Below are 26,137 nucleotides of genomic sequence, written 5' to 3' on the forward strand. Positions count from 1 at the left end.
TTTTAAAACGAATTTGCCCCATTTTTTACGGTCAAGGCAAAAAAAAAAACAGAGCGGGTGAAACCGCTCTGTCAACGAACCATTAATTTTGTTCTTCTTTTTTGTTATGTTTTTTTCGCATTGTATCAAGGATGAAGATAATAAGGATTGGCACCCCTATGTAATAAAGAAAATCGAAGTAGAATCCGAGTGATTGATGATCCATAATCTAGCCTCCAAATAAATTTGACCACATTGTAATTCGAAAAAGGATTTATGGCAACCCCCTCAAAAATTCCCTGGACGGTTTTTTGATTTTCTGTTAGAGTATGTCGGTAGAAACAGATCATTCATTTCGGAAGGAGGTACACCAATGGCAGCAGGAGCGTGGATTTTACTGATGATCATGTTTGCCTTTACCGGTTCCGCAGGCCTCGTTTGGTATTGGAGCAGGAAAAATGGCTTGTACGATGAAAGTGTGAAATACAGAATGCTTGATGAAGACTAAGCAGCCTGGCGTTTTTTCTTTACAATCTGCAAATGTTAAGATGTCGCCTTCAGGCTATCCATTCATTACTTTAAAATAAAAATATCTTCTATTTATATATTATTAGCTGACATCCAGAAGCAGCTTCCATTCCCCCGTTCGATTCATGAATTTGCCGCACCGCGATCGTGTTTTTTTTTACCTCAAAATGAATATTTCCAACTGTTATAACACGATAAATAAATTTGTTCAAAAAAAATTCATAATTACTGTTGACAAAGGTATTGATTTTTTATAGTATATACCCTGTAAGGTATATTTAATATATTCATATTGGAAATAAGGATTATTTTTTTATAAAGAAAAATACCCATTACCGTAAAAGGAAAAGGAGAGGTTCAGTAAATGCAAGAAAGAAAAAGAACAACCATTGTTTTGTTCAGTGGGGATTATGACAAAGTAATGGCTGCCTATATCATTGCCAACGGCGCCGCAGCCTATGACCATGAAGTGACCATTTTCCACACATTCTGGGGATTGAACGCCCTGAGGAAAGATGAGCCAATCAAAGTGGAAAAAACCTTCATGGAAAAATTGTTTGGTAAGATGATGCCAAGGGGTGCTGACAAGATGGGCCTTTCAAAAATGCACTTCGCGGGCTTCGGGCCAAAAATGATCAAGGACATCATGAAAAAGCATAATACCATGCCGCTGCCGGATTTGATTGAAATGGCGAAGGAACAAGAAATCAAGCTGGTCGCCTGCCAAATGACAGTCGATCTGCTAGGCCTTAAACAGGAAGAAATCATGGAAGGTGTAGAATTTGCAGGCGTCGGAGCTTATTTGGCTGATGCCGAAAATGGCAATGTCAACCTGTTCATTTAGTTTTAAATAGAAAACAACTTACTTGGGAGGTCAAACAATGGAAATTGTAAAAGCGAATTCCACAGTCGATGCAAAAGGGCTGGCATGCCCAATGCCGATTGTCAGGACAAAAAAAGCAATCAATACTTTGAACCCAGGAGAGGTTTTGGAAGTACTTGCAACGGATAAAGGATCAAGGGCAGATATCCAGGCTTGGTCCAAAAGCTCAGGACACCAATATCTTGGCACAATCGAAGAAGGGGATGTGCTGAAACACTACATCCGAAAAGCAGGCGAGGAAAAAGAAGAAATCCAATATCCAAATGTATTGTCGAACGACGAACTAAGCAAAAAGCTTGAATCCGGTGAAGATCTTGTTATCCTGGATGTCCGCGAGCAAGCTGAATATGCTTTTGGCCATATTCCAAACGCCATTTCCATCCCGTTTGGCGAGCTTGAAGCACGGCTGGCAGAACTAAATAAATCAAAGCCGATCATGGTCGTTTGCCGCACTGGAAATAGAAGTGACATGGCATCCCAGACCCTTTCAGACAACGGTTTTGAAAACGTATGGAATGTTGTTCCAGGCATGTCCGAGTGGAATGGGCCGACTGAATCCAAAGTAAAATAAATTTTTTTGAATACATTCATACCCGAGGAGGTAATCGTAATCATGAAAGCTATGACTTCTAAAGAGGTTACCAAAAAAGTTTTCAATAAGGACCCGCTTTTTATCCTTGATGTCCGTAACGAAGGCGACTTCCAGGATTGGAAAATCGAAGGGGAAAATTTTGAACACTTAAATATCCCATATTTTGATTTGCTTGATGGAGTAGAAGAAATCCTTGACAGGATTCCGACTGACAAAGAAGTGCTTGTCGTCTGCGCCAAGGAAGGTTCTTCCGTGATGGTAGCGGAAATGCTTGAAGAAGCAGGCCGTGAAGTATCATACCTTCAGGGTGGCATGAAAGCATGGAGCGAACATCTTGAGCCCGTCAAGGTTGGCGATTTGAAGGATGGCGGCTCCATGTACCAGTTCGTCCGCATTGGCAAAGGATGCCTGTCATATATGGTTGTTTCAAATGGCGAAGCAGCATTGATCGACGCTACAAGGATGACAGATGTATATCTTGACTTTGCGAAGGAACTTAATGTTGAAATCAAGCATGCCTTCGATACTCACCTGCACGCTGACCACATTTCAGGCGGAAGGAAAATTGCCGAAGCAACGGAAGCAACATACTGGCTGCCTCCAAAGGATGCAGGAGAGGTTGTTTTCGATTACCAGCCGCTCGAAGATGGCAATGTCGTGAAAATTGGCGATACAAACATCGAAATCAATGCCCTGTACTCACCGGGACACACAATTGGATCCACTTCATTTGTTGTGGATGGAAAGTACCTGCTTTCCGGAGATATCCTGTTCATCGATTCCATCGGCCGTCCGGACCTTGCCGGAAAAGCGGAAGACTGGGTTGCGGACCTGAGGGAATCCTTGTATGTACGGTATAAGCAGCTTTCTGATGAATTGCTGGTGCTGCCAGCCCACTTCATGATCATTGATGAATTGAATGAAGATGGAAGCGTATCTGAAAAGCTGGGTACATTGTTCGCGAAGAACCATGGACTGAATATCGAGGATGAATCGGAATTCAGGAAGCTGGTAACAGAAAACTTGCCGCCGCAGCCGAATGCGTACCAGGAAATACGTAAAACCAACATGGGTAAAATCACCCCTGATGAAGAAGAACAGAGAGAAATGGAAATAGGTCCAAACCGCTGTGCGGTAAGATAAAAAGCATTAAATCACAACTTAGGAGGAATAATAACATGAACGTAGCAAAAGTATTAGACGCAAAAGGATTATCTTGTCCAATGCCAATCGTTAAGACAAAGAAAGCAATCACAGACCTGCAATCCGGGGAAGTATTAGAAATCCACACAACTGATAAAGGAGCTGTAAAAGATCTTTCAGCATGGGCTGAATCCACCGGGAACGAACTTCTGAAGCACGAAGAAGACAACGGTGTATTCAAGTTCTGGATCAAGAAGGCGTAAGTGAAGAAAGGGGAGGATCCACTCCCTTTTCTTTTGCTTTCTTGAGTTGTTTTAAAGGCTTATAATCATTTTAGATAAGGAGGAAGCCGAAAATGGATTTAACTTTCATAATCGTCATTTTCTTAATTGGTTTTATTGGGTCATTTATATCCGGAATGGTTGGAATCGGCGGTTCCATCATCAAATATCCCATGCTCTTATACATCCCGCCGTTATTTGGCCTGGCTGCTTTCAGCGCCCATGAAGTATCTGGAATCAGCGCTGTCCAAGTATTCTTCGCAACGATCGGAGGCGTTTGGGCTTACCGGAAGGGGGGCTACTTGAATAAGACCTTGATCATCTATATGGGGACCAGCATCCTTGCCGGAAGCTTCATCGGGAGCTATGGTTCAAGATTGATGTCTGAAGGCGGCATCAACGTTGTTTATGGAGTCCTTGCGCTTATAGCGGCAATCATGATGTTTGTACCGAAAAAGAACATCGACGACATTCCGCTTGATCAGGTCACATTCAATAAATGGCTCGCTGCCTTTTTCGCTTTCATCGTAGGAATCGGAGCAGGTATTGTCGGCGCGGCAGGTGCATTCCTGCTTGTTCCAATCATGCTTGTTGTCCTGAAAATTCCGACAAGGATGACCATCGCCACATCGCTGGCAATCACCTTCATCTCCTCTATCGGTTCGACAGTAGGCAAGCTTGCGACTGGCCAGGTTGATTATATTCCGGCGCTTATCATGGTCGTTGCCAGCCTCATCGCATCGCCGCTTGGCGCGAACGCAGGCAAGAAGATCAATACAAAAGTGCTGCAATATATCCTGGCAATATTGATTTTGGCCACCGCCATCAAAATTTGGCTGGATATTTTATAATCATCAAAAAAACTGAGCTTAATGGCTCAGGTTTTTTGGTATATTGAAAAAGTTTTGCAACCACAGGGTGGGAGAGAGCGATTCCCCCCGGTACCCAATCATGGCGATTGGCATCCTCAATGGATGAAAAAAATAAGCACTTACAGCTTGTGATGGCTCCATATAGACAGCTTTAAACCTCATTTCGTTCCAGCCGGAACGAAAACTTCAAGATGGCGAGGCAGGACTCTCGCTTTAAACGGCAATGGCCCGCCCTCATCTCCGTCGATATTAATGTAATGTCTTACAGGAGACGAAACATCGAGATATGCTGTCCTGAAATATTCAACCTCTTCACTTTCCTTCAATTCACCTTTTATCAGGGATGGAATGATTTTTGCGATTCCGGGAATCGAGCCTTTTTTTATGATGAAGGCATGGAATTTCCCATCATTAACTTCCGCTTCCGGAGCAAGAGACTCAAAGCCCCCGACTGAATTCGTCAGCGCCGCCAGCAGCAAAAAAGCCTTTCCTTCCCACTTTCCATTGTCATGCCTAATGCAAAGATCAATTAAGTCATTTGATAGGAACGATTTGGCTCCCTCAATGAAATAAGCGAATGTACCAAGCCGTGTTTTCCGTTCGGGTGAAACATGATAGGACGCCTCTGCGATTGAGCCGACAGCAAGCACATTTGCAAAATAATCATCGTTGATCTTGCCGACATCCACCCCTCTATGCGAATTTTGAAGCAAAACTTGAATGGCCTCATAAGGATCAAGCGGGATATTCAGGGCCCTTGCAAAATCGTTGACTGTTCCAAGCGGGGTGATTCCCAGCCTGGGGCGATGTGCCTGCTCGGCAAGCCCATTGATTGTTTCATTGATCGTTCCGTCTCCGCCGGCGGAGATGACCGTGTCTGTCAGCGACTCGCACGCTTCCCGGGCGAAAGCAGTCGCATCCCCTTCTTTCCTAGTTTTCCTGACCTCTATCTCCCTATATTCATCACGTAAAGCTGCCTTTATCTGTTGAACAAAGTCGTTTGCTTTTTCTTTGCCGGAAGATGGATTCAAGATGATCATTGCCTTCATAGCAAAAGCCTCCCATCCTAATTTCCTTTAAATCAATGCTATTATTTTACCTTTTCCCTTTGCCGTATAAACCGGTGGAAGTCTGATGATTATTCACAAAGAAATTAGGGTATTTAGTTATCACCCGAAATTTTATAAGGGAGTCTCTGCCAAACTTCATGGATAAAAAAGAGTTCAGTTGCCCTTGCGGCATGGTTGCAGAAGTCCTTGGTGAAAAAGCAGAGCAAACAGAGAGAGGAGAAATTGGGTCAATGCGCAAAAAATGGTTATTATACATGCTATTATTCCTGATGGCTTTTGTGCTGTCTGCCTGTGCTGAGAAGGAACAGCTTGAGGACGGCGCAAAGCTGATCGACAAGGATGAACTTACTTTTACCGCTTCAGGTGAGTTCAAACCGTTCAGTTATCTTAACGATGATCTGACGATGACAGGCTTCGACATCGAAGTAGGGGAAGCACTTGCCAGGGAAATGGGCTTGGAGCCTGTCCAAAAAAGGATGAAGTTCAAGGGAATTGTTGAAGGAGTCAAGACTGGCCGTGCGGATGTAGCTGTAGCGAGCCACACGATCAACCCCCAGCGAAGCAAGCACGTTTTATTCTCTACCCCGTATTATTACTCCGGGCCCCAGATTTTCACCCGCCCAGATAGCAATATCAAAACCGTAGATGATCTGAAAGGGAAGGAAGTTGCTGTAGCAAAGGGATCAACCTATGCGGATACAGCCTCGAAGTACACTTCTAACATTAAAATGTATGACAGTGACATCACTGCCTTGAAAGCCTTGAGCAGCGGAAGGCATGATGCTGTGATCACGGATTTTGTCACCGGGAAAAGCGCGGCCAAGGAAGGCTTTAAAATAACCGGCAAACAGTTGATTGAAAGAAGTGAGCAGGCCGTGGTTATTCCGAAGGACAATCCTGAGCTTCTTAAAAGAGTCAACGAAGCGCTGGAAAAGCTTCGGAAGGACGGTACCCTCTCAAAAATCAGCCAAAAATACTTCGGGGAAGACATCACCAAGAAGCCCGAGTAAAACAATCGATAAATAGAATAGAAGGGATGTTGGAGATTTGCCAAGCATAGGACATATTTTAAATACGCTGATTGACAGCAAGGATTTATTTATTGACGCCATGCTGCTTACCTTGCAGCTTACCGTTGTGTCTATTTTAGTGGGAATAGTCATCGGTCTTTTCTTTGCACTTTTAAAAATATCGAACATAAAAGTATTGGGCTGGATTTCGGACGCCTATGTTTATCTTGTCAGAGGTACGCCGCTGATCGTCCAGATTTTCATTTTGTATTTCGGGATCAGCGGGATATTCCTCATTCCTGACTTTTGGGCGGCGGCTCTGGCCCTGGCCTTCCATAATGGCGCCTATATCGCGGAAATTTTCCGGGGCACGATCCAGTCAGTCGACAGGGGCCAGATGGAGGCGGGGCGCTCGCTTGGGATGTCCAAATCATTGACGATGAGGAGGATTATTCTCCCGCAGGCTTTCCGCCGCTCGCTTCCGCCACTTGGCAACCAGTTCATCATCGGGCTCAAGGATTCGTCCCTTGCAGCCTTCATTTCAATGAACGAGCTGTTCAACGTAGCGACCACACTTGGATCAAACAACTTTGACGAGATGACATACCTGCTGATTGTTGCGTTCTACTATCTCGTACTTGTTGCGCTGCTGACATGGATGGTAAGCATGATTGAAAAGAAACTGGCTGTAAGTGACAGGTAAAGGAGGGCAAATTAGTGTATAAAACTGAAATAATCCATATCGAGAATTTGAATAAATCATACGGGGACCTTCATGTCCTAAAGGATATCAATTTGACGGTAAAAGAAAGTGAGGTTGTCTGCCTCGTTGGAGCCAGCGGCTCGGGAAAGAGTACGCTGCTCCGATGCATCAACTTCCTTGAGAAGAAGGACAATGGCAAAATCATTATTGGAGGAAAGGAAGTCACCCAGGACACCCATGACATCAATGACGTGCGCCAGAAGGTAGGGATGGTGTTCCAGCACTTCAACCTGTTTCCGCATATGACTGTCCTGAAAAATGTCATTGAAGCCCCGATCCATGTCAAGAAGGTTGAAAAGAGTGATGCAATCAAACAGGCACGCGAGCTTCTTCGCAAGGTCGGCCTTGAAGATAAAGCGGATGTTTATCCGAGCAAGCTGTCAGGTGGCCAAAAGCAAAGGGTTGCGATTGCTCGGGCGCTTGCGATGAAGCCGGACATCATGCTGTTTGACGAACCGACATCGGCTCTCGACCCGGAACTGGTCGGGGAGGTATTGTCCACGATGAAGGAATTGGCAGAAGAGGGGATGACCATGGTCGTCGTTACCCACGAAATGGGTTTTGCCCGTGAGGTCGCCGACTGGATTGTTTACATGGACAATGGAAATATCGTGGAAGTAGCGAAGCCAGAAGAGTTCTTCAGCAATCCGAAGGAAGAGCGTACAAGGGAATTCATCCAGACGACGGTACTGAAATAGCATGATGCAAACAGTCCTGCAAATCGAATGCGGGACTGTTTGTTTTTTAGGCTGGATGTTGATAGCCATGAAAAAGAAAGATTCAGTAAGGAATGAGGGGATTAACTCCATTTTTTGAACTGAATTGATGAAAAAGGACCAATTTTGGCTTCCTTTTCATACTTTACAACCATCATGGGTAGGGAGTATGATTACAACAGTTTTAAGATATTGAAAAATAAATCTGTTTCATATTTCTAAATCGCTGAATCCGATAGGAGCGGGGGAACCATTTTCCTGTGGTGTGAAATCACTTGGGGTGAAGCCTTTCAAAAGGGCGGGGCCATTCTGGGCCCTAATCCGACAGCTAACTCCGCAAGCGTTGCAGAAGAGGAAGGTGAAGCTTGTGAGACGATCGCTCGTAAAGTCCACAAGGCTATTAGCTTTTAGCCTCTGGGGGCTTTTTATTTTTTTCCGGGAAGATGGAATTTACCAGGATCCGTAATATGGCTGCCTTGAAGTAGGATTGAAAAAGTTCCCCATACTATGGAAGAAGGCGGATTAAATGCGCAGAAGAATAGGTCTTAAGTTGGAAGCTCCCAAAATCCTGGTCATCGGGTTTGGTTTGATCATCCTGATGGGCTCGATTCTGCTCTCACTTCCTGCTGCCACAGTGGATGGCAAAGGGCTGACATGGATTGATGCCTTATTCACGGCAACATCTGCCACCTGTGTGACTGGGCTTGTCGTGGTGGATACAGGTGATACGTTCACCCTTTTCGGGGAAGTGGTCATCCTCTCGATGATCCAGGTAGGCGGACTTGGCTTCATGAGCTTTGCCACACTGCTGGCCTTCATTCTTGGTAAAAGGATTTCCTTCAAGGAAAGGCTGATTATCCAGGAGGCATTGAATAATGGGACGGTTGAAGGGATCGTTCGCCTTGTCAGGAGAATCCTGATCTTTACGGCAGTAATTGAAATCGCAGGCGGGATATTATTATCCCTCCGGTTTGCCCGTGACATGGCAGTGGGAAAAGCGATTTATTTTGGATTCTTCCACGCCATCTCGAACTTTAACAATGCTGGTTTTGATTTGATGGGAGATTACCGGAGCCTGACAGCCTATGCGGAAGACCCGGTTGTCAACCTGACAGTCGTTTCGCTGATCAGCCTTGGCGGAATCGGGTTCATTGTGATGAATGAAATTTTCGAATACAGGATGACGAAGAAAATCTCGCTCCACAGCAAGATGGTGTTGATTGTCTCTTCAGCACTTGCCATTGGAGGGGCCATCCTGATTTTCATTTTTGAGTATCACAATCCAGCAACATTGAGGCCATTGTCGCTGCCAGGAAAGATTATCGGGGCTCTTTACCAGTCAGTGACTCCAAGGACGGCTGGATCGAATACGTTAAGCATTCCAGATTTGAAGCAAACGACGCTGTTTTTAATCGTTCTCCTGATGTTTATCGGGGCATCCCCTGGATCTACAGGCGGAGGGATCAAAACGACGACGTTCGCCATCCTGGCTGGGGCATTCAAGTCCCAGATCAGGGGAGACGATAATGTTTCATTTTTCGGCAGGAGAATTGAATATGGCCTCATCTATAAGTCCCTGACCGTCATGTTTGGTTCGCTTTTTCTTGTCACCTTTGTGACAATGGTGTTGACGATCACGGAAGGGGGAAAAGACTTTCTGATGGTTTTATTCGAGGCCACCTCAGCGTTTGCAACAGTTGGCCTGTCAATGGGGCTCACCCCTGAATTATCGGAAATAGGAAAAATGATCATTATTTTTACAATGTTTGCTGGAAGGGTTGGCCCGCTGACACTCGCTTTTGCGATAGCGAAGAAACGGAAGGCCAACCATTACCGGTATCCGGAAGGAAAAGTTATGATAGGGTAGGAGGATGTAGTCATGGCAAAGCAATATGCAGTAATCGGGATGGGGAGATTTGGCTCCAGTGTCGCGACTTCCCTTTACAATGAAGGAAATGAAGTGCTGGCGATCGATAAGAAAGAGCAATACATTGAAGAATACAAGGATCAGGTCACCCATGCGGTCATCGGCGATTCAACCGATGAGCAAACGTTGAAACAGGTCGGGATCAGGAATTTCGATACAGTCATCGTCGCGATTGGAGATGATATCCAGGCGAGCATCCTGACCGTGCTGCTGCTGAAAGAAATGGGCGTAGCCAACGTTGTTGCCAAGGCACTCAATAAGCACCATGCACAGGTGCTCTTCAAAGTAGGGGCGGATAAAGTCATCTTCCCAGAGCGGGACATGGGCGAACGTGTCGCCCATCAGCTGATGGCGTCACCGAATGTCCTGAATTTCATTGAGCTGTCCGATGACTACAGTATTGAGGAAATAAAACTTCCAATGAGCATGGCGGGGAAAAATCTGATTGAAATCAATTTGCGTGCGAAGTACAACATCACCGTCATTGGAATCAAGACGGGGACAAAGGTCGACATCTCCCCGGATCCGGAAAAGACTTTGCGGGCAGACGACATCCTGATTGTACTCGGCGAAAACACCGACCTCGATAAATTCTCTAAAATAAAATGACCTTAAAGGAAAGCAGGCTGCGTTGAAGTGCAGCCTGCTTTTCCATTCATGCTGGCTCCAAACGCCCTATCCTAGGAACCATCCGTAATTTTCTCCATTCCAGCCCACTCCATCTTGCAGATCATTCTCTGCTGGACCCGTTTCATAACGGGTTCGTTAAGTGATCGCGAAAAACATCTAAAGCTTTCTCATTCATGCCGTAATAAGCGGGCGGCGATTCTAGTAAACTCCTGTAACTTTCTCATTCATGCTGGATAAATCAAACAAAACCAAAAAACATCTGGCTTACACAACACGTATTAAATTGGTTTTTGGAAAATTAACAACAAATTGATTTTTTCCGTCATTGTAAAAATAGAGCGGATCGTGTCGATGAAAAGGTTAAGATTGCAAATTGAAGGGGAAGGTCAACTTTGAAGACAAAAACATCGAGTGTTTTCTTAATCTTTTTATTATTGATTGGCAGCCTTGCTGGCTGTTCAGGTGAAGAGGAAGTTAAAAAGGACCGAATGAAAGTCGGCGTTATGCTGTCGGATGTCGGTCTTGGGGATCAGTCATTCAGTGATGCAGCGTTTGCTGGGCTGGTCAAAGCCCGGGATGAGCTTGGCATCTTTTTCGATTACCGTGAACTCCAGACCTCGGGTACTTATGAAAAAGGACTTACCGAGCTGGTTGAAGCCGGGAATGACATTGTTGTAGGATTGGGTTTCATGGTCGTGGAGGACCTCGAGAAAGTGGCGAAGAAGTATCCAAAACAGAAATTCATCCTCATTGATTCTGTTTCGGAAATGGAAAATATCACTTCGATCACATTCAAGGAGGAACAAGGGAGCTTCCTAGCCGGAGCAATCGCAGGAATGGTTTCCAAGACAAATAAAGTAGGATTTATCGGAGGGGCGGACGTGCCGCTGATCCGCAAGTTCAAGTCAGGCTTCGAGCAGGGTGCGAAAGCAGTCAATCCGAATGCGGAGATAAAAGTTGTATATGCCAATGATTTCGGCAATGCTGACCTGGGTGCAGGTATTGCAGCGGACATGATCGCAGACGGGGCTGATGTTCTATATGCAGCTGCCGGCCTGACCGGAGTCGGTGTCCTCCAGGAAGCCCAGCAAGAGAAAAAATACGCCATCGGTGTCGATAGCGACCAGTACTTTTTCGCAGAGAAAGCCGTTGTGACTTCCATGCTGAAAAATATTGATGTGGCCTTATATGAAACAATCAAAGAGTTTGCAAATGAAGAGAAGCTTGCCTCAGGACCGATCGAGCTCGGCATGACTGAAAATGGAGTCGGGCTGGCGCCAATAAGGGTCATCAAGCTTTCTGAAGAACAGAACGGGAAATTGCAAGACCTGGAAGCAAAGCTGTCCAACAATGAAATTTCCATTCGAGTAGAATAACAGCCTTAGCTTGGGGGAGCGAATTATGTCAATCAAGAATAAAATATTGCTTAACTTGTTGCTGGCAATCGGCCTTTCGATTGCAATGATTTCTTTTATTATCTACAGGATGCTAATGGTACAGGCTTCCAACCAGGATTATGTACAAGTGTTGCTGACTGTCCAGAATCTTCAGGCCGAAACATCGTCAGCAAAGCAGAGCCTGAGTAATTTTTCCTTCAATCCCACAGATGGGAACAAGCAAGAAGCCATCAACAGGCTTGATAAGACAGCTGAACTTTTCAAGAAGGCAGACAGTCTGATCAAAGAAGGCGAGAGCAGGGAAGTGCTGAAAAAGGCAGCAGAAAAATTCTCAGCGCTCCAATCAGAGTCAAAAAGTGGACTTGAAGAGAAGGACAGCCCTGAAGTGAAGCGGCAGTCCATCCGGAGCGACGGGATCCTGAACGATCTCCACCTCCTCAACATCCAGGCTGATGAGCATTATGATTTTCTTCAGCAGGATTTGCGGGATAAAATCCAATTCATCATCCTGTTTGCCGCAATCGGAAGTATCATCCTCGTGGCTGTTGCGGGTGGAATCGGCTACAGACTGACAAGCTCAATCACGGGACCGTTGAAGCGGATTGCCGAGAATGCCCAGGAAATCGCACGCGGCAATTTGATCATCGAGAAAGTGCCATACAAACATAAGGATGAACTTGGCGATTTGAATGATTCCTTCGATATGATGGCAGCGCAGCTAACTGGATTGCTGCAAAAAGTGAACATGGCGAGCGCTCAGGTTGAAGGATTCGCGGAGCAAATCGAAGGTGAAAATATCGCTCTCACCGAAATTTCGAATCAAGTTGCGGTATCGACCGATGAATTGTCTGCCGGTGCCCAAACTGTGTCTGAGGATCTCCAGCAATCGGTCCAGCTGATTGACGACATGGATAAGGAAATTATGATGAATTTAGAGCATTCACAGCAATCATCCAGCTACAGCAAAGAAGCAGTGGCAGCGATCAGTGAGGGAAGGAAAGTCATCGAGGGGCAAAAGGCATTGATTACTGAAAACAAGAACGCTTCCTTCTCGATTCAGTCAGCGACCGATAAATTTGTTTCGTATGCAGCTGAAATCGAAAATATGGCATCGTCTGTTTCAGCGATTGCCGCACAGACAAATCTCCTTGCGCTCAATGCGGCCATCGAAGCGGCGCGGGCAGGGGAAGCGGGAAAAGGGTTTGCTGTCGTCGCCCAGGAAGTGAGAAAGCTGGCAGAAGAATCGACAGCTGCAACCAGCCAGATTTTTGAGATGGTCAACTTGCTGAAGGGCGGTCTCGGCGACATTGAAAATGCCGTCCAGAAAGGCGGGACGATCGCCGACGAGCAAATGGACTCGATGGATAAAACGATGGCTGCTTTTGAACATATCGAAACTACTGTCGGTGGCATTTCTGGTCGCATCATCCAGCTTGTCCAGGGCATGGAGTCAACAAAGGAGTTGGGCGCCAAAGTCCTGAACAATGTCGAATCCATCAGCGCTGTTGTCGAGGAAACCGCAGCGGGCAGCGAGGAAATTTCCGCCTCCACGACAGAACAGCTATCCGCGTTTGAAAACCTCTCAAGAAAAGTGACCGACCTGCGGAAGCTCACGAATGAGATGAATGAAACTGTATCAGTGTTCAAGTTTGAAAGATAATTTGTGACCGGGCAGATGGCTGCCCGGTTTTTTTGATTAGCAAGAGAGAAAACGGGAATTTTTTTACAAAATAAGGCAGAACGGGAGAATATGGCCTATTTTCGGGAGAATATGCGGGTGAATCGGGAGAATATGTGGCCCCAATGGGAGAATCCAGCCCATTACCGGGAGAATATGCGGATGGATTGGGAGAATCCGGCGGGGATGGACCGAATTTGGTTCATAATCGAGAGAATCCTGGGCCCCATTGGGAGAATCCGGCCCATTATCAGGAGAATATGCGGATGGAGTGGGAGAATCCGGCGGGGATGGACAGAATTCGGTTCATAATCGAGAGAATCCTGGGCCCCAATGGGAGAATCCAGCCCATTATCGGGAGAATATGCGGATGGATTGGGAGATTCGAGTGGGGATGGACCGATTATGGAGCCGAATCAAAAATTCATCCACTGATCGGGAGATATTCCAAGCAACGGAAAGCATATCGCTGAAGACAGGCAATTCAGGCAGCTAATGAACAGGATAACCTCCAAATAATGAAAGAATTAGAACGAATGGTTCTGTGTAATTTCATGATTTTTTAAGGATATGACGCCAATTTTTATGCAGCATGTTGACTTTGGGACTATAATGGAATAATCAGAGAGAGTAGGTGAAGGGAACGATGAAACAGACCGATATTTTCCTGGCTTTTCTCAGGGTTGGGCTATTGGGCTACGGCGGCGGCCCTTCGTCCATCCCGCTTGTGCATAAAGAGGCAGTTGAGCGATACAAATGGCTGGATTCGGATGAATTCAGCGATATACTTGCGCTTGGCAATGCTTTACCGGGTCCGATTGCAACGAAGATGGCTGGCTATATTGGTTATCGTGTTGGGGGTGTAGTTGGCATGCTCACTGCTCTGGCAGCGACAATCGTGCCGACAATCATTCTTATGATTCTCCTCTTGACCGTCCTGAATACTTATAAAGATGAAGCGTGGGTAAGGGGTATGGCAGAAGCGGTCGTTCCGGTAGTTGCCGTAATGCTTGCGGTTTTAACATGGGATTTTGTCAAGAAGGCCGGGAAGTCGAAGCTTGGCTGGGGATGGACGGTTTTCGCGCTTACAGGAACTGCAGCGGTTCTGCAGCTCCTTCATGTCCATCCGGCCATCTTGATCTTTGTCTTGCTCGTTGGCGCCCTGCTGAAAAAGGATCATACCCCTACGGAAAAAGCGGAGCAGGAGGGATAGCCATGATTTATATCAAAATCTTTTTGGCATTTTTTATCCCCGGCATTCTCGGTTATGGAGGGGGGCCAGCCTCTATACCGCTAATCGAGAACGAGGTCGTCGACCGCTATGGTTGGATGACCGTCAATGATTTCAGTGAGGTGCTCGCCATGGGAAATGCCCTGCCCGGCCCAATCGCCACGAAGATGGCTGGCTATATTGGCTATACACAAGGGGGAATACTGGGTGCGATTGTGGGGATTTTTGCGACAGTGGCTCCCTCGCTAATATTGATGATCGGCCTGCTGAGCATTCTAATGAAGTATAAAGATTCCCCTAAGGTAAAGCGGCTGACCATCGTTGTTCGCCCAGTCATTGCCGTTTTGTTAGGAGTGATGACCTATGATTTCTTTTTCTCTTCCTATGAAGGTATTGGGTTGTCCCAGACAATCCTGATTGGGGGCATCAGCTTCGTCTTGATGGAAAAATTGAAGGTGCATCCAGCATATGTCATTGGTGGAGCGCTCTTTTATGGTGCCCTTGTTCTTTCTTGAACAGAGGGGAGAATTTAAAAAAAGCTTTCGGACTTCAGGCCCGCTGATTCCGCTGGACACTGGATGAGTTTCTGTGAATTCACCCACGCACAAAGAAGGTACATTTCCATTTTCGATGGGCCCCGAATCTTCCGTTCCAATCCATCTTTTCGAGCGATTTGTTTCTCTTAAAATGGATTCAGTTAGAAAACAGCCTTTCTTTTTTCCCATAAGGGCTTTCCAATGATTCTTTGCCTAAAAATTGAGCCCCACAGCCGCGAGGCTTAACTCACGCCCCGCGGAAAGCGAGAAACCTTTAGTGGAAACCAACTATTTTCTAAAAAGCAACAAAGATTACAGCCAAAAGAAATCATGTGATCCAGTCCTTCTCATTTGCACTTCCAAGAGGACTTTCCATTTTTATAGCCTACAGCCTATAAATTGGTTAATATATTTAAAGGGACAACAGCCGATGTTCCAGTAGTGCGTTTTTTTTCAGCGGGAACATCCGTAACCCTGCTTTTTTATCAATAGGATTCATAGTGTTTACCCACCACTTAATTCAATTCAATCCATTCAATAGAGGGAGATTTATGAATAAGAAAGACAAGAAATCGAGACATTTAGCTGCTATTTCCCTGGCAATTATGGGGATTGGTTTCATTGCAACTATCCCTTTTCAGGAGACGTTTGCCGGCAGGCTGCTGATGGGCGGCTTTGAAGCAGGGCTTGTCGGCGGCCTTGCTGACTGGTTTGCTGTCACAGCGCTGTTCAGGCACCCGCTTGGCATTCCGATTCCGCATACGGCATTGCTGCCGAAAAATCGTGACAAGATGACTCGCGCGCTGATCAATATGCTTGAAAATGACTGGTTGACGAAAGAAAGTATCATGGAGAAATTCAACCAGATTCATATTTTGGATAAAATATTTGAAGTTGTTGAAAAAGAATTGCAGACAGATTCTGTCAAGAGGAGTATCCAATCTTTCGCACTCGAGGCGGCTGCCAAAGTTGATATTGAGAAATTCGGGCCATCAATCGAAACGGAAATCAAAGAGTTCCTTCTTTCGGTGGATGCTTCTATATTCCTGCAAAGAACTGCTGACCATGTACTGGAGAAAAAATACGAAGAAGCTGCATTCAATTATGTACTTGATGAAACGGAGAAGTGGGCATCGAGGGAAGAAGCGAAGTTGGTCCTTGGGAAAATGGGGAAGCAGGCTGTTGAAACAACCCAGGCTGATGGACTGTTGAAGTTTGCGATCCAGTCATTCAGCAACTTGATCACTGAAGAAAAAATCGGCAATATGCTGCAGTCATTTATTTTAAAAAGGATGAAAAACCTGAAGGAGGAAGAGAATCCATATAGGCATATGATTCTCGAAAAAGTGCGCAAGGAGCTTGGCGGCGTTGGCGGGCGTGAAGCACTCTTGATGGAAATCCAAAGCTGGAAAAATAAGATGGTTGAAGACATGGACCTATCCGATCAAATCAGGAATGTGTTATTGAATTTTAAGGCACGCGCCGTTGCTTTTATTGAAAAGGAAAGCTTTGTTGCAGAACATGTGATTCCGCTGGTGAATAAATTCATGGATGAAATAAAGGGAAACCCCGAAAAAGTGGCCGGAATCGAAAAGTGGCTGCACGATAAGCTGGCAGGCCTGATTGAAAGGAATCACTCGAAAATCGGGAAACTTGTAAAAGAAAACCTTGATAAACTGGATACTGAAACATTGATCGATATGATGGAGAACAATGTCGGCAAAGATTTGCAATGGATCCGAGTTAATGGAGCTGTTTGCGGTTTCCTGATCGGCATTGGCCTGACGCTCTTTAAATTCATCGTGCTGTAAACTGTACCGGGTCCGGATAAGTGGATTTCCAATATAGAAAGCAACGTTTATGGTAATTAAAAATGTCATTGGTTTTGCGGACCAAATTGGGCTAAGTTAGCGATTTGGTCCTTTTATTTTCAGGCATTAAATTACTCATTTTATAAAAACATAAGTTGAAGGCATAGACTTCGAAGTGCTTTATTAAGCCACTGATTTACTATACAGGAAACAACATACTATATTACATTTCGAGTTTGTGAAGGACTATATTCAAGTGAACGGGTGCTGGATTCGCTAAAAGACCTTATTAATAGGCTCTGTTAAACTTGGGTGTTGATTTTTACTTCCACTCCAGGGACATGCTTTCCGCGGGGGGTCAGTGGAGCTGGTCCAGCTTCAGCGCTTAGCCCCTCCGAGTCGCTTAGCGCCTGACAGTGAAGTCAAAGAGCGACTTCACTGTCAGGCCCTTCGACGGACAGGACGTCCTAGTGCCGACGTTGCCGCAGGACGCGGCGGTCTTAGTCGGCCAGCGCTTGTCGGGGCTGGCCAAATCGCTTCAGCTTCCCTATCTCCTCGGCCCTTTGCGCCTGCGGGGCCTCCACCTTGCCTCTGCATCCCGCAGGACACTGAAAGGCTCCGGCGAATTCGCCCACGCACGAAGGAAATGCATTAGCATTTTCGAGGAGTCAGTCCCTTCCGTTCCAATCACCTCTTTAAAAAATAACATTCAGCTTTAACACAGCCTATTAATAAAAGCAAAACCGCTTAACGATGACGCTAAGCGGTTTTTGATTAATCTATTTTGTTAACTAAATAGGTTAATATGTACCGAGATTTGCAGAAGTTTCTGTTAGTCTACAAATTTTACGACAACAATCAATGACGATAGATCAATGAAAATAGACCATCAAATTTAATGGCATTCCAATTGTCTATTTGCCCTGAGAATCATTTTTGTGACAGGCACCAGAATCCGTTAAAGAGCCTGGCTTTTTCTTTTTTATAACTTGATCAGCTGGTATCCTGTTTCTTTCCAGATATGACGGATTCCATGGACGAAGGTATTGAAGGTCGGGACATTTATTCTCAGTCCGTCAAGCACCATTGATTTGGCCATTTCAGGCCGTATGCCAACAAATATGGAGTTTGTACCCATAAGCTTCAGGGCATTGATTGTTTCCTGCAGCTTTGACGTACATGCCGCATCCAATTCCTCGGATACTCCTGTGAAATCAAAGATCACATATTCATTTTGTTTTGCGGCGCAATGTGCCAGTACCTTTTCCTCCATCAGTGAAAGTCTCTCGGCTGTCAGTTTTCCCATAACAGGAACAAGGAAAGCAGTATCAACTGACAGCGGGATGGCTGGCATATCGAGAACCTGGATTTGCTTTTTGCTCTCTAGGAGGATCTCTTCGAATTCGGTCACATCCTTCCAGGTAAGGATATAGCCGTTTGGAGCGTTATCCATATCGGTAAGCCTGTCCACGGTGACCTCCGCGGAAAAAGTATTGAATAACGTAGCGTTCACAGTTTTAGGGAACGGCCCTTCAGCGATGCGTCTTTGTTGCTGCTTCTCTGCGAATAAATCAAGGTTCCTTCCGATGAAACCTTCGGGGGAATCGATCCCCACATACGGTCCGATTTTGGTTAATAACTCCTTGGCGCATTCGTTGATGAATACAATATTTGCTTTGTTATCCGCGATAAAGATATTCTCCTGGATTTTATCCAGAAGGTGAACAGTATTCACAGTATCGAAATTAAACATGAAGTTCGCTCCAATTCTCTTAGCAATACTGAAATTATAGCGATTAAATGAACTGGAAGCAAATAGAAACCCCCGTCACGCTTAGGGGGACAAGCGATGACGGGGGTATTTCAAGTGCCTTGTTTGTTTTTAGTTAGGCTGTTTTATGTGCTGCATCAGGCGCTTGCTTGAAGACAGTCTTGCGGATGAATGGAACTACCCAGCGGTCAAGGCCGTATTTGCCAGCGTTGTAGCCCGCGAACAGGATGATGAATCCAAGGAAGATGTCAGTTGGGTTATGTGATACAGTTCCGGCAAGGAAGAAAGAGAAGTTCATCACTAGGCCGAAGAACATGGCAGCAGTAGTCAGGCATCCAAGAATGAGTCCAAGGCCGATCAGGAATTCGCCAAGCGGGACGATGAAGTTGAAAAGTTCAATATTCGGAAGTGCGAAGCTTTCAAGGAATGATACATACCAGCCGTAAATGACGTTTCCGTCCGGCCCCTTGACAGGATTCGCGACCGCATTTTTCAAATACCCGGAAGCATCGAATCCTCCTCCAGTCAATTTTCCCCAACCCGCAGTCAGCCATGAGTAACCAAGATATAAGCGCAACACTGTCAGAATACCGGCAGCAACGTTACTTTCCCTTAACCATTTCGCGAACATATAAATCGCTTCCCTTCAAAAAAGAGTAATTATTTATTACACTTACAATATATCAAAATTCACGGTAAGAATGATGTTTATGTGAATATGTTCACAAAATAGCAACAACAAATTGACAGCATTTTGAACATACAGAAAAAAAGGAGGCAAATCCCTTATTCACAGGACAAAGAAGAATGGATGGAGGAAAAATATGGCGAAGCAATCAAATGCTGCGATATCCGGAGCGAACCAGGACACTGAAAAAATATGGAGCAGGGATTTTTTACTGATTTTCCTGGCCAACTTTTTTATCTTTCTAGGGTTCCAAATGACACTGCCCACCATTCCTTTATTTGTTGAGCACCTCGGAGGCAATGATCAGCTAATTGGCTTTGTCGTCGGCATCTTCACTTTTTCCGCACTGCTTATCCGCCCATATGCTGGGAGAGCGCTCGAAACAAAAGGGAGAGGATCTATTTATATGACAGGACTTGTGATTTTTGTCCTGTCAGTAGGATCCTATGGGTTTGCGCTTGGAATCACCTTCCTCTTTGCGATGAGGATTGTCCAGGGAATCGGCTGGGGTTATTCCACAACAGCTTCAGGAACGATTGCCACCGATTTGATCCCGCCAAAGCGCAGGGGAGAAGGCATGGGTTACTTTGGGCTATCAGGGAACCTGGCGCTTGCATTCGGGCCATCACTGGGACTGGCGCTTACTGAAGCCATTTCGTTCAAGCAATTGTTTTTATTCTGTGCCCTGCTGGGATTCACCGCACTTCTGCTAGCATCCAGGATCCATTACAAGAAAGTGGAGAAAACGGAAAGGGAGGTCACAGCGGAAAAATGGGATTTTTATGAAAAAACGGCTGTACAGCCATCCCTGCTGCTTTTCTTCATTACCGTGACCTTCGGCGGAATCACTTCGTTCCTGCCACTTTACACCACACAAAAAGGAATCGGAGGCATTCAATGGTACTTTTTGATTTTTGCCTTAGCCTTGATGCTGGCGCGATCCTTCGCTGGAAGGCTATACGATAAGAAAGGCCATCGAGCTGTATTCATCCCTGGTACGCTTCTGATCCTGATTGCGATGGTGCTCCTTTCGTGGCTGCCAAGTTCACTCGTGATGTTCATTGCTGCGGGTCTGTATGGGATAGGCTTCGGTTCTGTCCAGCCTGCCCTCCAGGCATGGTCCGTCCAGAATGCACCAATGAACCGAAAAGGAATGGCGAATGCCACCTTTTTTTCCTTCTTTGATCTTGGCGTTGGTATCGGTGCAATGGCATTCGGGCAGATCGGCCACTGGCTCGGATACGGGAGCATCTACATAGCATCGGCCATTTCTGTCTTCTTTTCGATTCTCTTGTATGTCTACTTGCTTTGGTTCAATAAACATTAGTTCTAAAAAAGCCCGTTCCGGATTATTATCTGGAATGGGCTTTTTTATGAAGGTGCATAAGTTTCGCAGCTAGGCCATGAAGGCGCAAAAAGAAAAATTAGAACAGAGGTCGTACCCAAACGGGTTCCCAGAAAGACAAAATGGGAACAATCCAATGGAGATCGTCCCAAACGGGTTCGAGAAAAGAGGAAAAGGGAACGATCATGGCGAAGTAGTGTCCAAATGGAGGAAAAAAACGAAAATGTGAGCTATCCTGTAGACAGCGGTATAAAAAGGTAGAGTAAGAGAGGCAGGGCGGGGATAAATCTCCTTAGTGGATAAATAACTGCCGTATCTATATTTACTTTTAAAAAATATGGTATAGGGTATTAATGAAAGTGGAGACATAATGAAAACTACTATAATAGTGATTCAGTAAAATTGAAGGAGGAACTGCCATGTATTTCAGATCTTTTTTCGATGATCAGCTGGCCCATATGTCATACCTGATAGGTTGCCAGAGAACGGGACAGGCGCTGGTCATCGACCCGGCAAGGAATATCGAACCGTATCTGGAAACAGCAAAGAAGGAGGGCTTCCAGATCACAGCGGCTACGGAAACACATATCCATGCCGACTATCTTTCTGGGGCAAGGGAGCTGGCCCACCATTTTGGGGCGAAGCTTTATGTATCGGATGAAGGAGATAAAGACTGGAAATATGCGTATGTAGAACATTACGATCATGAATTGCTGACCGAGGGCTCAACTTTCAGTATCGGTAATATTCATTTTGAAGTTCTCCATACTCCCGGTCATACCCCTGAGAGCATTTCTTTCCTGCTCACTGATAAAGGCGGGGGGGCGAATGAACCGATGGGCATCTTCACTGGCGACTTCTTGTTCGTTGGCGATGTCGGACGTCCGGATTTGCTTGAAAAAGCTGCAGGTGTGACTGGAACTTCTGAATCAGGCGCAAAGCAAATGTTTGCCTCATTGAGAAAGTTGGAAAAGCTTTCTGAGTTCCTGCAGGTTTGGCCTGCCCATGGAGCTGGCAGTGCCTGCGGGAAATCGCTTGGCGCCGTTCCAATGTCTACATTAGGATACGAAAAGAAATTCAACTGGGCTTTCCAGATTAAAGAAGAAGAGCAATTCGTCGAGGAGCTGCTGGCAGGGCAGCCGGAGCCGCCGAAATACTTTGCGATGATGAAAAAACTCAACAAAGAAGGCCCAGCGCTGCTAAGAAAGGAAAAGACGGCTAAAATCTCCCTTTCCGAAGCGGGGAATGCGGTGGTCGTGGATACGCGGCCGGCTGATGAGTTTGCTGCGGGCCATGAAGCAGGGACAATCAACATCCCTTATAATGGATCCTTCACGAACTGGGCAGGATGGCTGTTAAGCTATGAGAGGGATATTGTTTTGATCGCGAATCCTGAACAGCTGGCTGATATTGAAAAATCGCTCCAGTCAATTGGACTTGATCAGGTAACTGGCTATGTCGATCCGAAAGAGCTTGGAGGCAGCATGGAGCGATACGAGGAGATTCATGCGGACAAAGCCAAGCGGCTTATGGAGGATGATCAATATTATGCCATTGATGTCCGCAACCAAAGCGAGTGGGACAGCGGCCATATTCCTGGTGCCCACCATATCATGCTTGGAATCCTGCCCGACAGGCTCGAAAGCATTCCGAAAGACAAGAATATCATCGTTCACTGTCAGTCAGGCGCACGTTCTGCAATTGGGGCGAGCCTGCTGCAGTCCAAGGGTTTCAAAAACGTCCTGAACCTTGAAGGCGGTTTTGATGCCTGGGAGAAAGAAGGACTGCCTGTCAAGAAAGATTGATGAACATGAGCCGGCTCTAAACCAGGGCTGGCTTTTTTCGTGCATGGATGAAAAAATGAGGTGAAAATGGTAAATTAGTCAGTAACAATGGCTAGATTTGATGATAGCCGGCCGGTACCAACCAGGGTGGAAGTAGGGAGATTGAAAATGAAAATACTCGTAATAGAGGATAATGAAAGCGTCTGTACCATGATTGAAATGTTCTTTTTAAAAGAGGGGATCGAAGGTGAATTCGTCCATGATGGCCTTAAGGGGTATGCTGCATTTAAAAGCGGCAGCTGGGATTTACTGATTGTTGATTGGATGCTTCCTGGCATGGATGGCGTTACGTTGTGCCGGAAAATCAGGGAAGAAAACAGCGACGTGCCAATCATCATGCTGACGGCAAAGGACAGTGAGTCGGACCAGGTCCTCGGACTTGAAATGGGGGCTGATGATTATGTGACAAAACCGTTCAGTCCGCTTGCGTTGATGGCGAGAATCAAGGCTGTCGCCCGCCGTTATCAAAAACAACAGCCTGGGAATAATTCCACCCTGCGGACAAAGCATCTGGAAATCAGCAAAGAAACACGTGAAGTATTCCTGGATGGCGTGCCCGTTGCCAATCTGACACCGAAGGAATTCGAGCTATTGTATTTTTTCGTCCAGCACCCCCGCCAGGTCTTTACGAGAGAGCAGCTGCTCGATCAAGTCTGGGGATATCAATTTTATGGTGATGAACGGACCGTCGATGTACATATCAAGCGGCTTAGAAAGAAAATCGGGACGGCAGAACAGCCATTTTTCCATACAGTTTGGGGTGTAGGCTATAAGTTCGATGAAAGTACTGACGCAGATGAGAGTTAAATATATTTACCAGCAGTTCCTGAGCCATATCAGCATCCTGGTCGTGGCGTTCATCATCCTGAGCCTGCTGTTTACCCATTATGTCGAGACACTTGTCTATAAAAACAAAACCGAGGAATTGATTTCCTATGGCGAAAACATCCGCGCTGACCTGAAACATGGAATGGAACAGCCTGAACAGATCATTAACGAATACGCCCGCGTACTGTTCGGACGCGATATCCAGTTCAGCGTCTTCGACCAGGCCGGCCAGCTGCTGAATCCGATCAGATGGAAGGGGCCAGCAATCGAGTTCACGGAAAAGGAATGGACAAAGCTCGCCAGTGGCGAACCGATTGTTATGAAGTACGATCTGGAGCGCTATGACCAAGCCGTGACACTTGTCGCCCTGCCAATCATTGACCGCGGCCGTTATGTCGGCGGGATCCTGCTTACCTCTCCCATTGGCGGCGCAAGGGAAATGGTGGGGGAAATCAACCAGTACTTATTTTATACAATGGTCGTCGCCCTGGGAGTTTCTTTCCTGCTCAGCTGGTTGCTGTCGCGTATCCATGTAAACAGGATCAAGCGGATCCAGGAAGCAACGTCAAGGGTATCAGCGGGTGACTATACTGCCAAGGTTCCTTCTTCTGATTTTGATGAAATAGGGGAGCTGGCAAAGGATTTCAACAATATGGTGGCCAGGCTCGATGAATCGAAATCGGAAATCGAGAACCTGGAAAACCGCCGTCGCAAGTTCATGGCCGATGTCTCGCATGAGATGAGGACACCATTGACTACGATCAGCGGCATTATTGAGGGCTTGAAGAATGATATGATTCCAGAAAGCGAAAAAGAAAAAGGCATCCAGCTTGTAAGCCAGGAAACGAAGCGGCTGATCAGGCTCGTGAATGAAAATCTTGATTACGATAAAATCCGTTCGAACCAAGTTCAGCTTCAGAAAGAAAACATTGAGCTGATCGAGGTCTTTGAAATAATCAAGGACCAGCTTGATATGCAGGCAGAGGAACGCGGAAACAAGATTATCATCGCGGCAGAACAGGGGGCAATGGTGCATGCCGATTATGACAGGATTTTGCAAATCCTCATTAATATCACGAAAAACAGCATCCAATTCACCGAGAATGGGACCATCTGGCTGCGGGGCGGGATGGATGATGGGAAGACAGTCATAGAGATCGAGGATACTGGCATCGGAATAGAGGCGGAAGAGGTAGAAAAAATCTGGCGCCGTTTTTATAAGGCCGACCTTTCAAGGACAAGTAATCCATTTGGGGAATTCGGACTCGGCCTTTCAATCGTTAAGCAGCTCGTCCAGCTGCACGAAGGAAAAATCGAGGTCCATAGTGAACAAGGAGCAGGGACCAGGTTTGTGATTGAACTTCCGTTTCGATAAAATGATAGAAAGAAGCTGAGGGTATGCCTTCAGCTTTTCTTTTTGAAAGGTGTGAATGTTGTTGGTACGGTTCGGCGTGGTAGGAACGAATTGGATTACGGAAGAATTTATTAAGGGTGCCAGCCATCACAGCGATTTCCGGCTGGCAGCAGTGTATTCCCGAACAGTAGAAAGAGCTGCTGAATTTGCTGGGAAATACGGTGTGGATGCTGCTTTTGCAGATTTGGAAGAGATGGCAAAAAGCGCTGTAATTGATGCTGTGTATATTGCAAGCCCAAATTCACTGCATGCGCGCCAGGCGATCATCTTCATGAAAAATGGTAAGCATGTGCTTTGCGAAAAAGCGATTGCCGCAAACGGGCGGGAGCTTGAGGAGATGGCAAGGACAGCGGAAAAACACGGCGTGTTATTGATGGAAGCAATGAAATCAACCTTGTTGCCAAACTTCAAGGCGATTCAGGACAATCTTGATAAAATCGGTACGATACGGAGGTATTTTGCAAGTTTCTGCCAGTATTCTTCAAGGTATGATGCCTACAAGAACGGGGTGATCCTGAACGCATTCAATCCTGAATTTGCTGGGGGCTCTCTTATGGATATCGGTATTTACTGCGTTTATCCACTAGTCATCCTGTTTGGCGAACCGGATACTGTCCAGGCAAACGGGTATCTGCTTGAATCAGGGGTTGACGGAGAAGGAAGCTTGCTGCTGAAATATGGTGGAATGGATGCTGTCATCATGTTCTCGAAAATCACCGACTCTTCTTTGCCATCCGAAATCCATGGCGAGAAGGGCAACATCCGGATTGATCGAATCAGCAATCCGCAAAAGGTCGAATTGATTCACCGTGGAGGACGGACGGAAGAACTGACAAGGGAGCAGATGGCAGACAATATGTATTACGAGGCAGAAGAATTCATCCGCCTGATCAAGGAAGGCAAAACCGAATCAAGCAACAATTCACTGGAAAACTCCCGGATCACGATGAAAATCCTTGACGAAGCAAGGAGACAGATGGGAGTTACTTTCCTGAATGATCAAGAGTAAACGAAAAAAGGCAGGAGCGGAGCACGCCTGCCTTTTCCGATGCCGATATGGATATACATGCAATTTTCAATGGTGTGCAATCCAATTGCTTTAACCGTCCGGTTGTATCGAAGCAGGATAGAGTTTACCTGAAAGGGAACAACCTTGCTAAGGAAGGCGCTGATCCATGCCGGAAGCAGCTATATCAAAGA

At 46.0% G+C, this 26,137-nt stretch carries 25 protein-coding genes and 1 riboswitch; of the genes, 21 read left to right on the forward strand and 4 right to left on the reverse strand.

The genetic code is table 11. The annotated features are described in order from the left end of the window. Positions 1–82: 82 nt before the first annotated feature. On the reverse strand, positions 83–205 hold the full coding sequence (locus tag JJQ88_RS21505; RefSeq protein ID WP_282597683.1) for a hypothetical protein: 123 nt from the start codon (positions 203–205) through the stop codon (positions 83–85). A 147-nt stretch (positions 206–352) separates the two neighbouring features. Here JJQ88_RS21505 and JJQ88_RS21510 point away from each other — a divergent pair, with 147 nt between their 5' ends. The 6 genes from JJQ88_RS21510 to JJQ88_RS10160 all read left to right on the forward strand — a co-directional run bounded on the left by JJQ88_RS21510 (position 353) and on the right by JJQ88_RS10160 (position 4,257). Next, on the forward strand, positions 353–487 hold the full coding sequence (locus JJQ88_RS21510; RefSeq protein WP_282597684.1) for a hypothetical protein: 135 nt from the start codon (positions 353–355) through the stop codon (positions 485–487). A gap of 384 nt (positions 488–871) precedes the next feature. Continuing rightward, a complete protein-coding gene (locus tag JJQ88_RS10140) occupies positions 872–1,351 on the forward strand; it encodes a DsrE/DsrF/DrsH-like family protein (protein ID WP_210365771.1) in 480 nt (159 codons plus the stop codon). Between the two features lie 37 nt (positions 1,352–1,388). Then, positions 1,389–1,961, forward strand: a complete 573-nt coding sequence (locus tag JJQ88_RS10145) for a sulfurtransferase TusA family protein (RefSeq protein WP_210365772.1) — start codon at positions 1,389–1,391, stop codon at positions 1,959–1,961. Between the two features lie 42 nt (positions 1,962–2,003). Beyond that, positions 2,004–3,125: an MBL fold metallo-hydrolase gene (locus tag JJQ88_RS10150; protein WP_210365773.1), complete on the forward strand. Its 1,122-nt coding sequence runs from the start codon at positions 2,004–2,006 to the stop codon at positions 3,123–3,125. Between the two features lie 35 nt (positions 3,126–3,160). Next, positions 3,161–3,388: a sulfurtransferase TusA family protein gene (locus JJQ88_RS10155; RefSeq protein ID WP_210365774.1), complete on the forward strand. Its 228-nt coding sequence runs from the start codon at positions 3,161–3,163 to the stop codon at positions 3,386–3,388. 92 nt (positions 3,389–3,480) lie between these two features. Continuing rightward, positions 3,481–4,257, forward strand: coding sequence for a sulfite exporter TauE/SafE family protein (locus JJQ88_RS10160; protein WP_210365775.1), 777 nt, complete (start codon positions 3,481–3,483; stop codon positions 4,255–4,257). A gap of 179 nt (positions 4,258–4,436) precedes the next feature. Here the strand turns inward: JJQ88_RS10160 and JJQ88_RS10165 are convergent, their stop codons facing one another. Beyond that, complete coding sequence (locus JJQ88_RS10165) at positions 4,437–5,327, reverse strand: diacylglycerol/lipid kinase family protein (RefSeq protein ID WP_210365776.1); 891 nt, start codon at positions 5,325–5,327, stop codon at positions 4,437–4,439. Between the two features lie 251 nt (positions 5,328–5,578). On the opposite strand from JJQ88_RS10165, the gene JJQ88_RS10170 reads away from it, so the two are divergent. The 10 genes from JJQ88_RS10170 to JJQ88_RS10215 all read left to right on the forward strand — a co-directional run bounded on the left by JJQ88_RS10170 (position 5,579) and on the right by JJQ88_RS10215 (position 17,047). Next, the gene (locus JJQ88_RS10170; protein ID WP_210365834.1) at positions 5,579–6,358 is read left to right on the forward strand and encodes a transporter substrate-binding domain-containing protein; all 780 of its coding nucleotides are present in this window, start codon (positions 5,579–5,581) and stop codon (positions 6,356–6,358) included. A 37-nt stretch (positions 6,359–6,395) separates the two neighbouring features. Then, positions 6,396–7,061, forward strand: a complete 666-nt coding sequence (locus tag JJQ88_RS10175) for an amino acid ABC transporter permease (protein ID WP_210365777.1) — start codon at positions 6,396–6,398, stop codon at positions 7,059–7,061. 29 nt (positions 7,062–7,090) lie between these two features. Beyond that, a complete protein-coding gene (locus JJQ88_RS10180) occupies positions 7,091–7,819 on the forward strand; it encodes an amino acid ABC transporter ATP-binding protein (RefSeq protein WP_210365835.1) in 729 nt (242 codons plus the stop codon). Positions 7,820–8,051: 232 nt separating this feature from the next. Then, positions 8,052–8,195: riboswitch (cyclic di-AMP (ydaO/yuaA leader) on the forward strand. 168 nt (positions 8,196–8,363) lie between these two features. After that, positions 8,364–9,704 carry a TrkH family potassium uptake protein gene (locus JJQ88_RS10185; protein WP_210365778.1) on the forward strand — a complete coding sequence of 447 codons (1,341 nt, stop codon included), beginning with the start codon at positions 8,364–8,366 and terminating at the stop codon, positions 9,702–9,704. A 12-nt stretch (positions 9,705–9,716) separates the two neighbouring features. Further along, a complete protein-coding gene (locus tag JJQ88_RS10190) occupies positions 9,717–10,373 on the forward strand; it encodes a potassium channel family protein (protein WP_210365779.1) in 657 nt (218 codons plus the stop codon). Positions 10,374–10,786: 413 nt separating this feature from the next. Next, positions 10,787–11,770, forward strand: a complete 984-nt coding sequence (locus JJQ88_RS10195) for a BMP family lipoprotein (RefSeq protein ID WP_246861048.1) — start codon at positions 10,787–10,789, stop codon at positions 11,768–11,770. Positions 11,771–11,795: 25 nt separating this feature from the next. Further along, entirely contained in the window at positions 11,796–13,451 is a 1,656-nt protein-coding gene (locus tag JJQ88_RS10200) for a methyl-accepting chemotaxis protein (RefSeq protein WP_210365780.1), read from the forward strand. Positions 13,452–14,115: 664 nt separating this feature from the next. Continuing rightward, complete coding sequence (locus tag JJQ88_RS10205; protein WP_210365781.1) at positions 14,116–14,682, forward strand: chromate transporter; 567 nt, start codon at positions 14,116–14,118, stop codon at positions 14,680–14,682. Positions 14,683–14,684: 2 nt separating this feature from the next. Next, the gene (locus JJQ88_RS10210) at positions 14,685–15,215 is read left to right on the forward strand and encodes a chromate transporter (RefSeq protein WP_210365782.1); all 531 of its coding nucleotides are present in this window, start codon (positions 14,685–14,687) and stop codon (positions 15,213–15,215) included. A 572-nt stretch (positions 15,216–15,787) separates the two neighbouring features. Next, the gene (locus JJQ88_RS10215) at positions 15,788–17,047 is read left to right on the forward strand and encodes a DUF445 domain-containing protein (RefSeq protein WP_210365783.1); all 1,260 of its coding nucleotides are present in this window, start codon (positions 15,788–15,790) and stop codon (positions 17,045–17,047) included. 982 nt (positions 17,048–18,029) lie between these two features. Here the strand turns inward: JJQ88_RS10215 and JJQ88_RS10220 are convergent. Then, a complete protein-coding gene (locus JJQ88_RS10220; protein ID WP_210365784.1) occupies positions 18,030–18,800 on the reverse strand; it encodes an STAS domain-containing protein in 771 nt (256 codons plus the stop codon). 133 nt (positions 18,801–18,933) lie between these two features. Continuing rightward, the gene (locus tag JJQ88_RS10225) at positions 18,934–19,449 is read right to left on the reverse strand and encodes a DoxX family protein (RefSeq protein ID WP_210365785.1); all 516 of its coding nucleotides are present in this window, start codon (positions 19,447–19,449) and stop codon (positions 18,934–18,936) included. A 193-nt stretch (positions 19,450–19,642) separates the two neighbouring features. On the opposite strand from JJQ88_RS10225, the gene JJQ88_RS10230 reads away from it, so the two are divergent. From JJQ88_RS10230 to JJQ88_RS10250, 5 genes are all read left to right on the forward strand, one after another. Further along, on the forward strand, positions 19,643–20,833 hold the full coding sequence (locus JJQ88_RS10230; RefSeq protein ID WP_210365786.1) for an MFS transporter: 1,191 nt from the start codon (positions 19,643–19,645) through the stop codon (positions 20,831–20,833). 437 nt (positions 20,834–21,270) lie between these two features. Then, complete coding sequence (locus JJQ88_RS10235) at positions 21,271–22,656, forward strand: MBL fold metallo-hydrolase (RefSeq protein WP_210365787.1); 1,386 nt, start codon at positions 21,271–21,273, stop codon at positions 22,654–22,656. A 147-nt stretch (positions 22,657–22,803) separates the two neighbouring features. Next, the gene (locus tag JJQ88_RS10240) at positions 22,804–23,502 is read left to right on the forward strand and encodes a response regulator transcription factor (RefSeq protein ID WP_210365788.1); all 699 of its coding nucleotides are present in this window, start codon (positions 22,804–22,806) and stop codon (positions 23,500–23,502) included. Next, complete coding sequence (locus tag JJQ88_RS10245; protein WP_210365837.1) at positions 23,492–24,898, forward strand: sensor histidine kinase; 1,407 nt, start codon at positions 23,492–23,494, stop codon at positions 24,896–24,898. Before JJQ88_RS10240 ends, JJQ88_RS10245 begins: the two co-directional genes overlap by 11 nt. A gap of 61 nt (positions 24,899–24,959) precedes the next feature. Next, positions 24,960–25,946, forward strand: coding sequence for a Gfo/Idh/MocA family protein (locus JJQ88_RS10250; RefSeq protein ID WP_210365838.1), 987 nt, complete (start codon positions 24,960–24,962; stop codon positions 25,944–25,946). Positions 25,947–26,137 lie beyond the last annotated feature (191 nt).

Origin of the sequence: Bacillus sp. REN3 (assembly GCF_017912555.1) — a bacterium.
GTDB lineage: Bacteria > Bacillota > Bacilli > Bacillales > Cytobacillaceae > Mesobacillus.

Coding starts and splice junctions, on each gene's coding strand:
- JJQ88_RS10185 (WP_210365778.1), top strand. CDS start 8,364: ATGCGCAGAAGAATAGGTCTTAAGTTGGAAGCTCCCAAAATCCTGGTC.
- JJQ88_RS21505 (WP_282597683.1), bottom strand. CDS start 205: ATGGATCATCAATCACTCGGATTCTACTTCGATTTTCTTTATTACATA.
- JJQ88_RS10205 (WP_210365781.1), top strand. CDS start 14,116: ATGAAACAGACCGATATTTTCCTGGCTTTTCTCAGGGTTGGGCTATTG.
- JJQ88_RS10190 (WP_210365779.1), top strand. CDS start 9,717: ATGGCAAAGCAATATGCAGTAATCGGGATGGGGAGATTTGGCTCCAGT.
- JJQ88_RS10240 (WP_210365788.1), top strand. CDS start 22,804: ATGAAAATACTCGTAATAGAGGATAATGAAAGCGTCTGTACCATGATT.
- JJQ88_RS10140 (WP_210365771.1), top strand. CDS start 872: ATGCAAGAAAGAAAAAGAACAACCATTGTTTTGTTCAGTGGGGATTAT.
- JJQ88_RS10170 (WP_210365834.1), top strand. CDS start 5,579: ATGCGCAAAAAATGGTTATTATACATGCTATTATTCCTGATGGCTTTT.
- JJQ88_RS10150 (WP_210365773.1), top strand. CDS start 2,004: ATGAAAGCTATGACTTCTAAAGAGGTTACCAAAAAAGTTTTCAATAAG.
- JJQ88_RS10220 (WP_210365784.1), bottom strand. CDS start 18,800: ATGTTTAATTTCGATACTGTGAATACTGTTCACCTTCTGGATAAAATC.
- JJQ88_RS10215 (WP_210365783.1), top strand. CDS start 15,788: ATGAATAAGAAAGACAAGAAATCGAGACATTTAGCTGCTATTTCCCTG.
- JJQ88_RS10200 (WP_210365780.1), top strand. CDS start 11,796: ATGTCAATCAAGAATAAAATATTGCTTAACTTGTTGCTGGCAATCGGC.
- JJQ88_RS10225 (WP_210365785.1), bottom strand. CDS start 19,449: ATGTTCGCGAAATGGTTAAGGGAAAGTAACGTTGCTGCCGGTATTCTG.
- JJQ88_RS10145 (WP_210365772.1), top strand. CDS start 1,389: ATGGAAATTGTAAAAGCGAATTCCACAGTCGATGCAAAAGGGCTGGCA.
- JJQ88_RS10160 (WP_210365775.1), top strand. CDS start 3,481: ATGGATTTAACTTTCATAATCGTCATTTTCTTAATTGGTTTTATTGGG.
- JJQ88_RS10165 (WP_210365776.1), bottom strand. CDS start 5,327: ATGAAGGCAATGATCATCTTGAATCCATCTTCCGGCAAAGAAAAAGCA.
- JJQ88_RS10230 (WP_210365786.1), top strand. CDS start 19,643: ATGGCGAAGCAATCAAATGCTGCGATATCCGGAGCGAACCAGGACACT.
- JJQ88_RS10210 (WP_210365782.1), top strand. CDS start 14,685: ATGATTTATATCAAAATCTTTTTGGCATTTTTTATCCCCGGCATTCTC.
- JJQ88_RS10155 (WP_210365774.1), top strand. CDS start 3,161: ATGAACGTAGCAAAAGTATTAGACGCAAAAGGATTATCTTGTCCAATG.
- JJQ88_RS21510 (WP_282597684.1), top strand. CDS start 353: ATGGCAGCAGGAGCGTGGATTTTACTGATGATCATGTTTGCCTTTACC.
- JJQ88_RS10235 (WP_210365787.1), top strand. CDS start 21,271: ATGTATTTCAGATCTTTTTTCGATGATCAGCTGGCCCATATGTCATAC.
- JJQ88_RS10245 (WP_210365837.1), top strand. CDS start 23,492: ATGAGAGTTAAATATATTTACCAGCAGTTCCTGAGCCATATCAGCATC.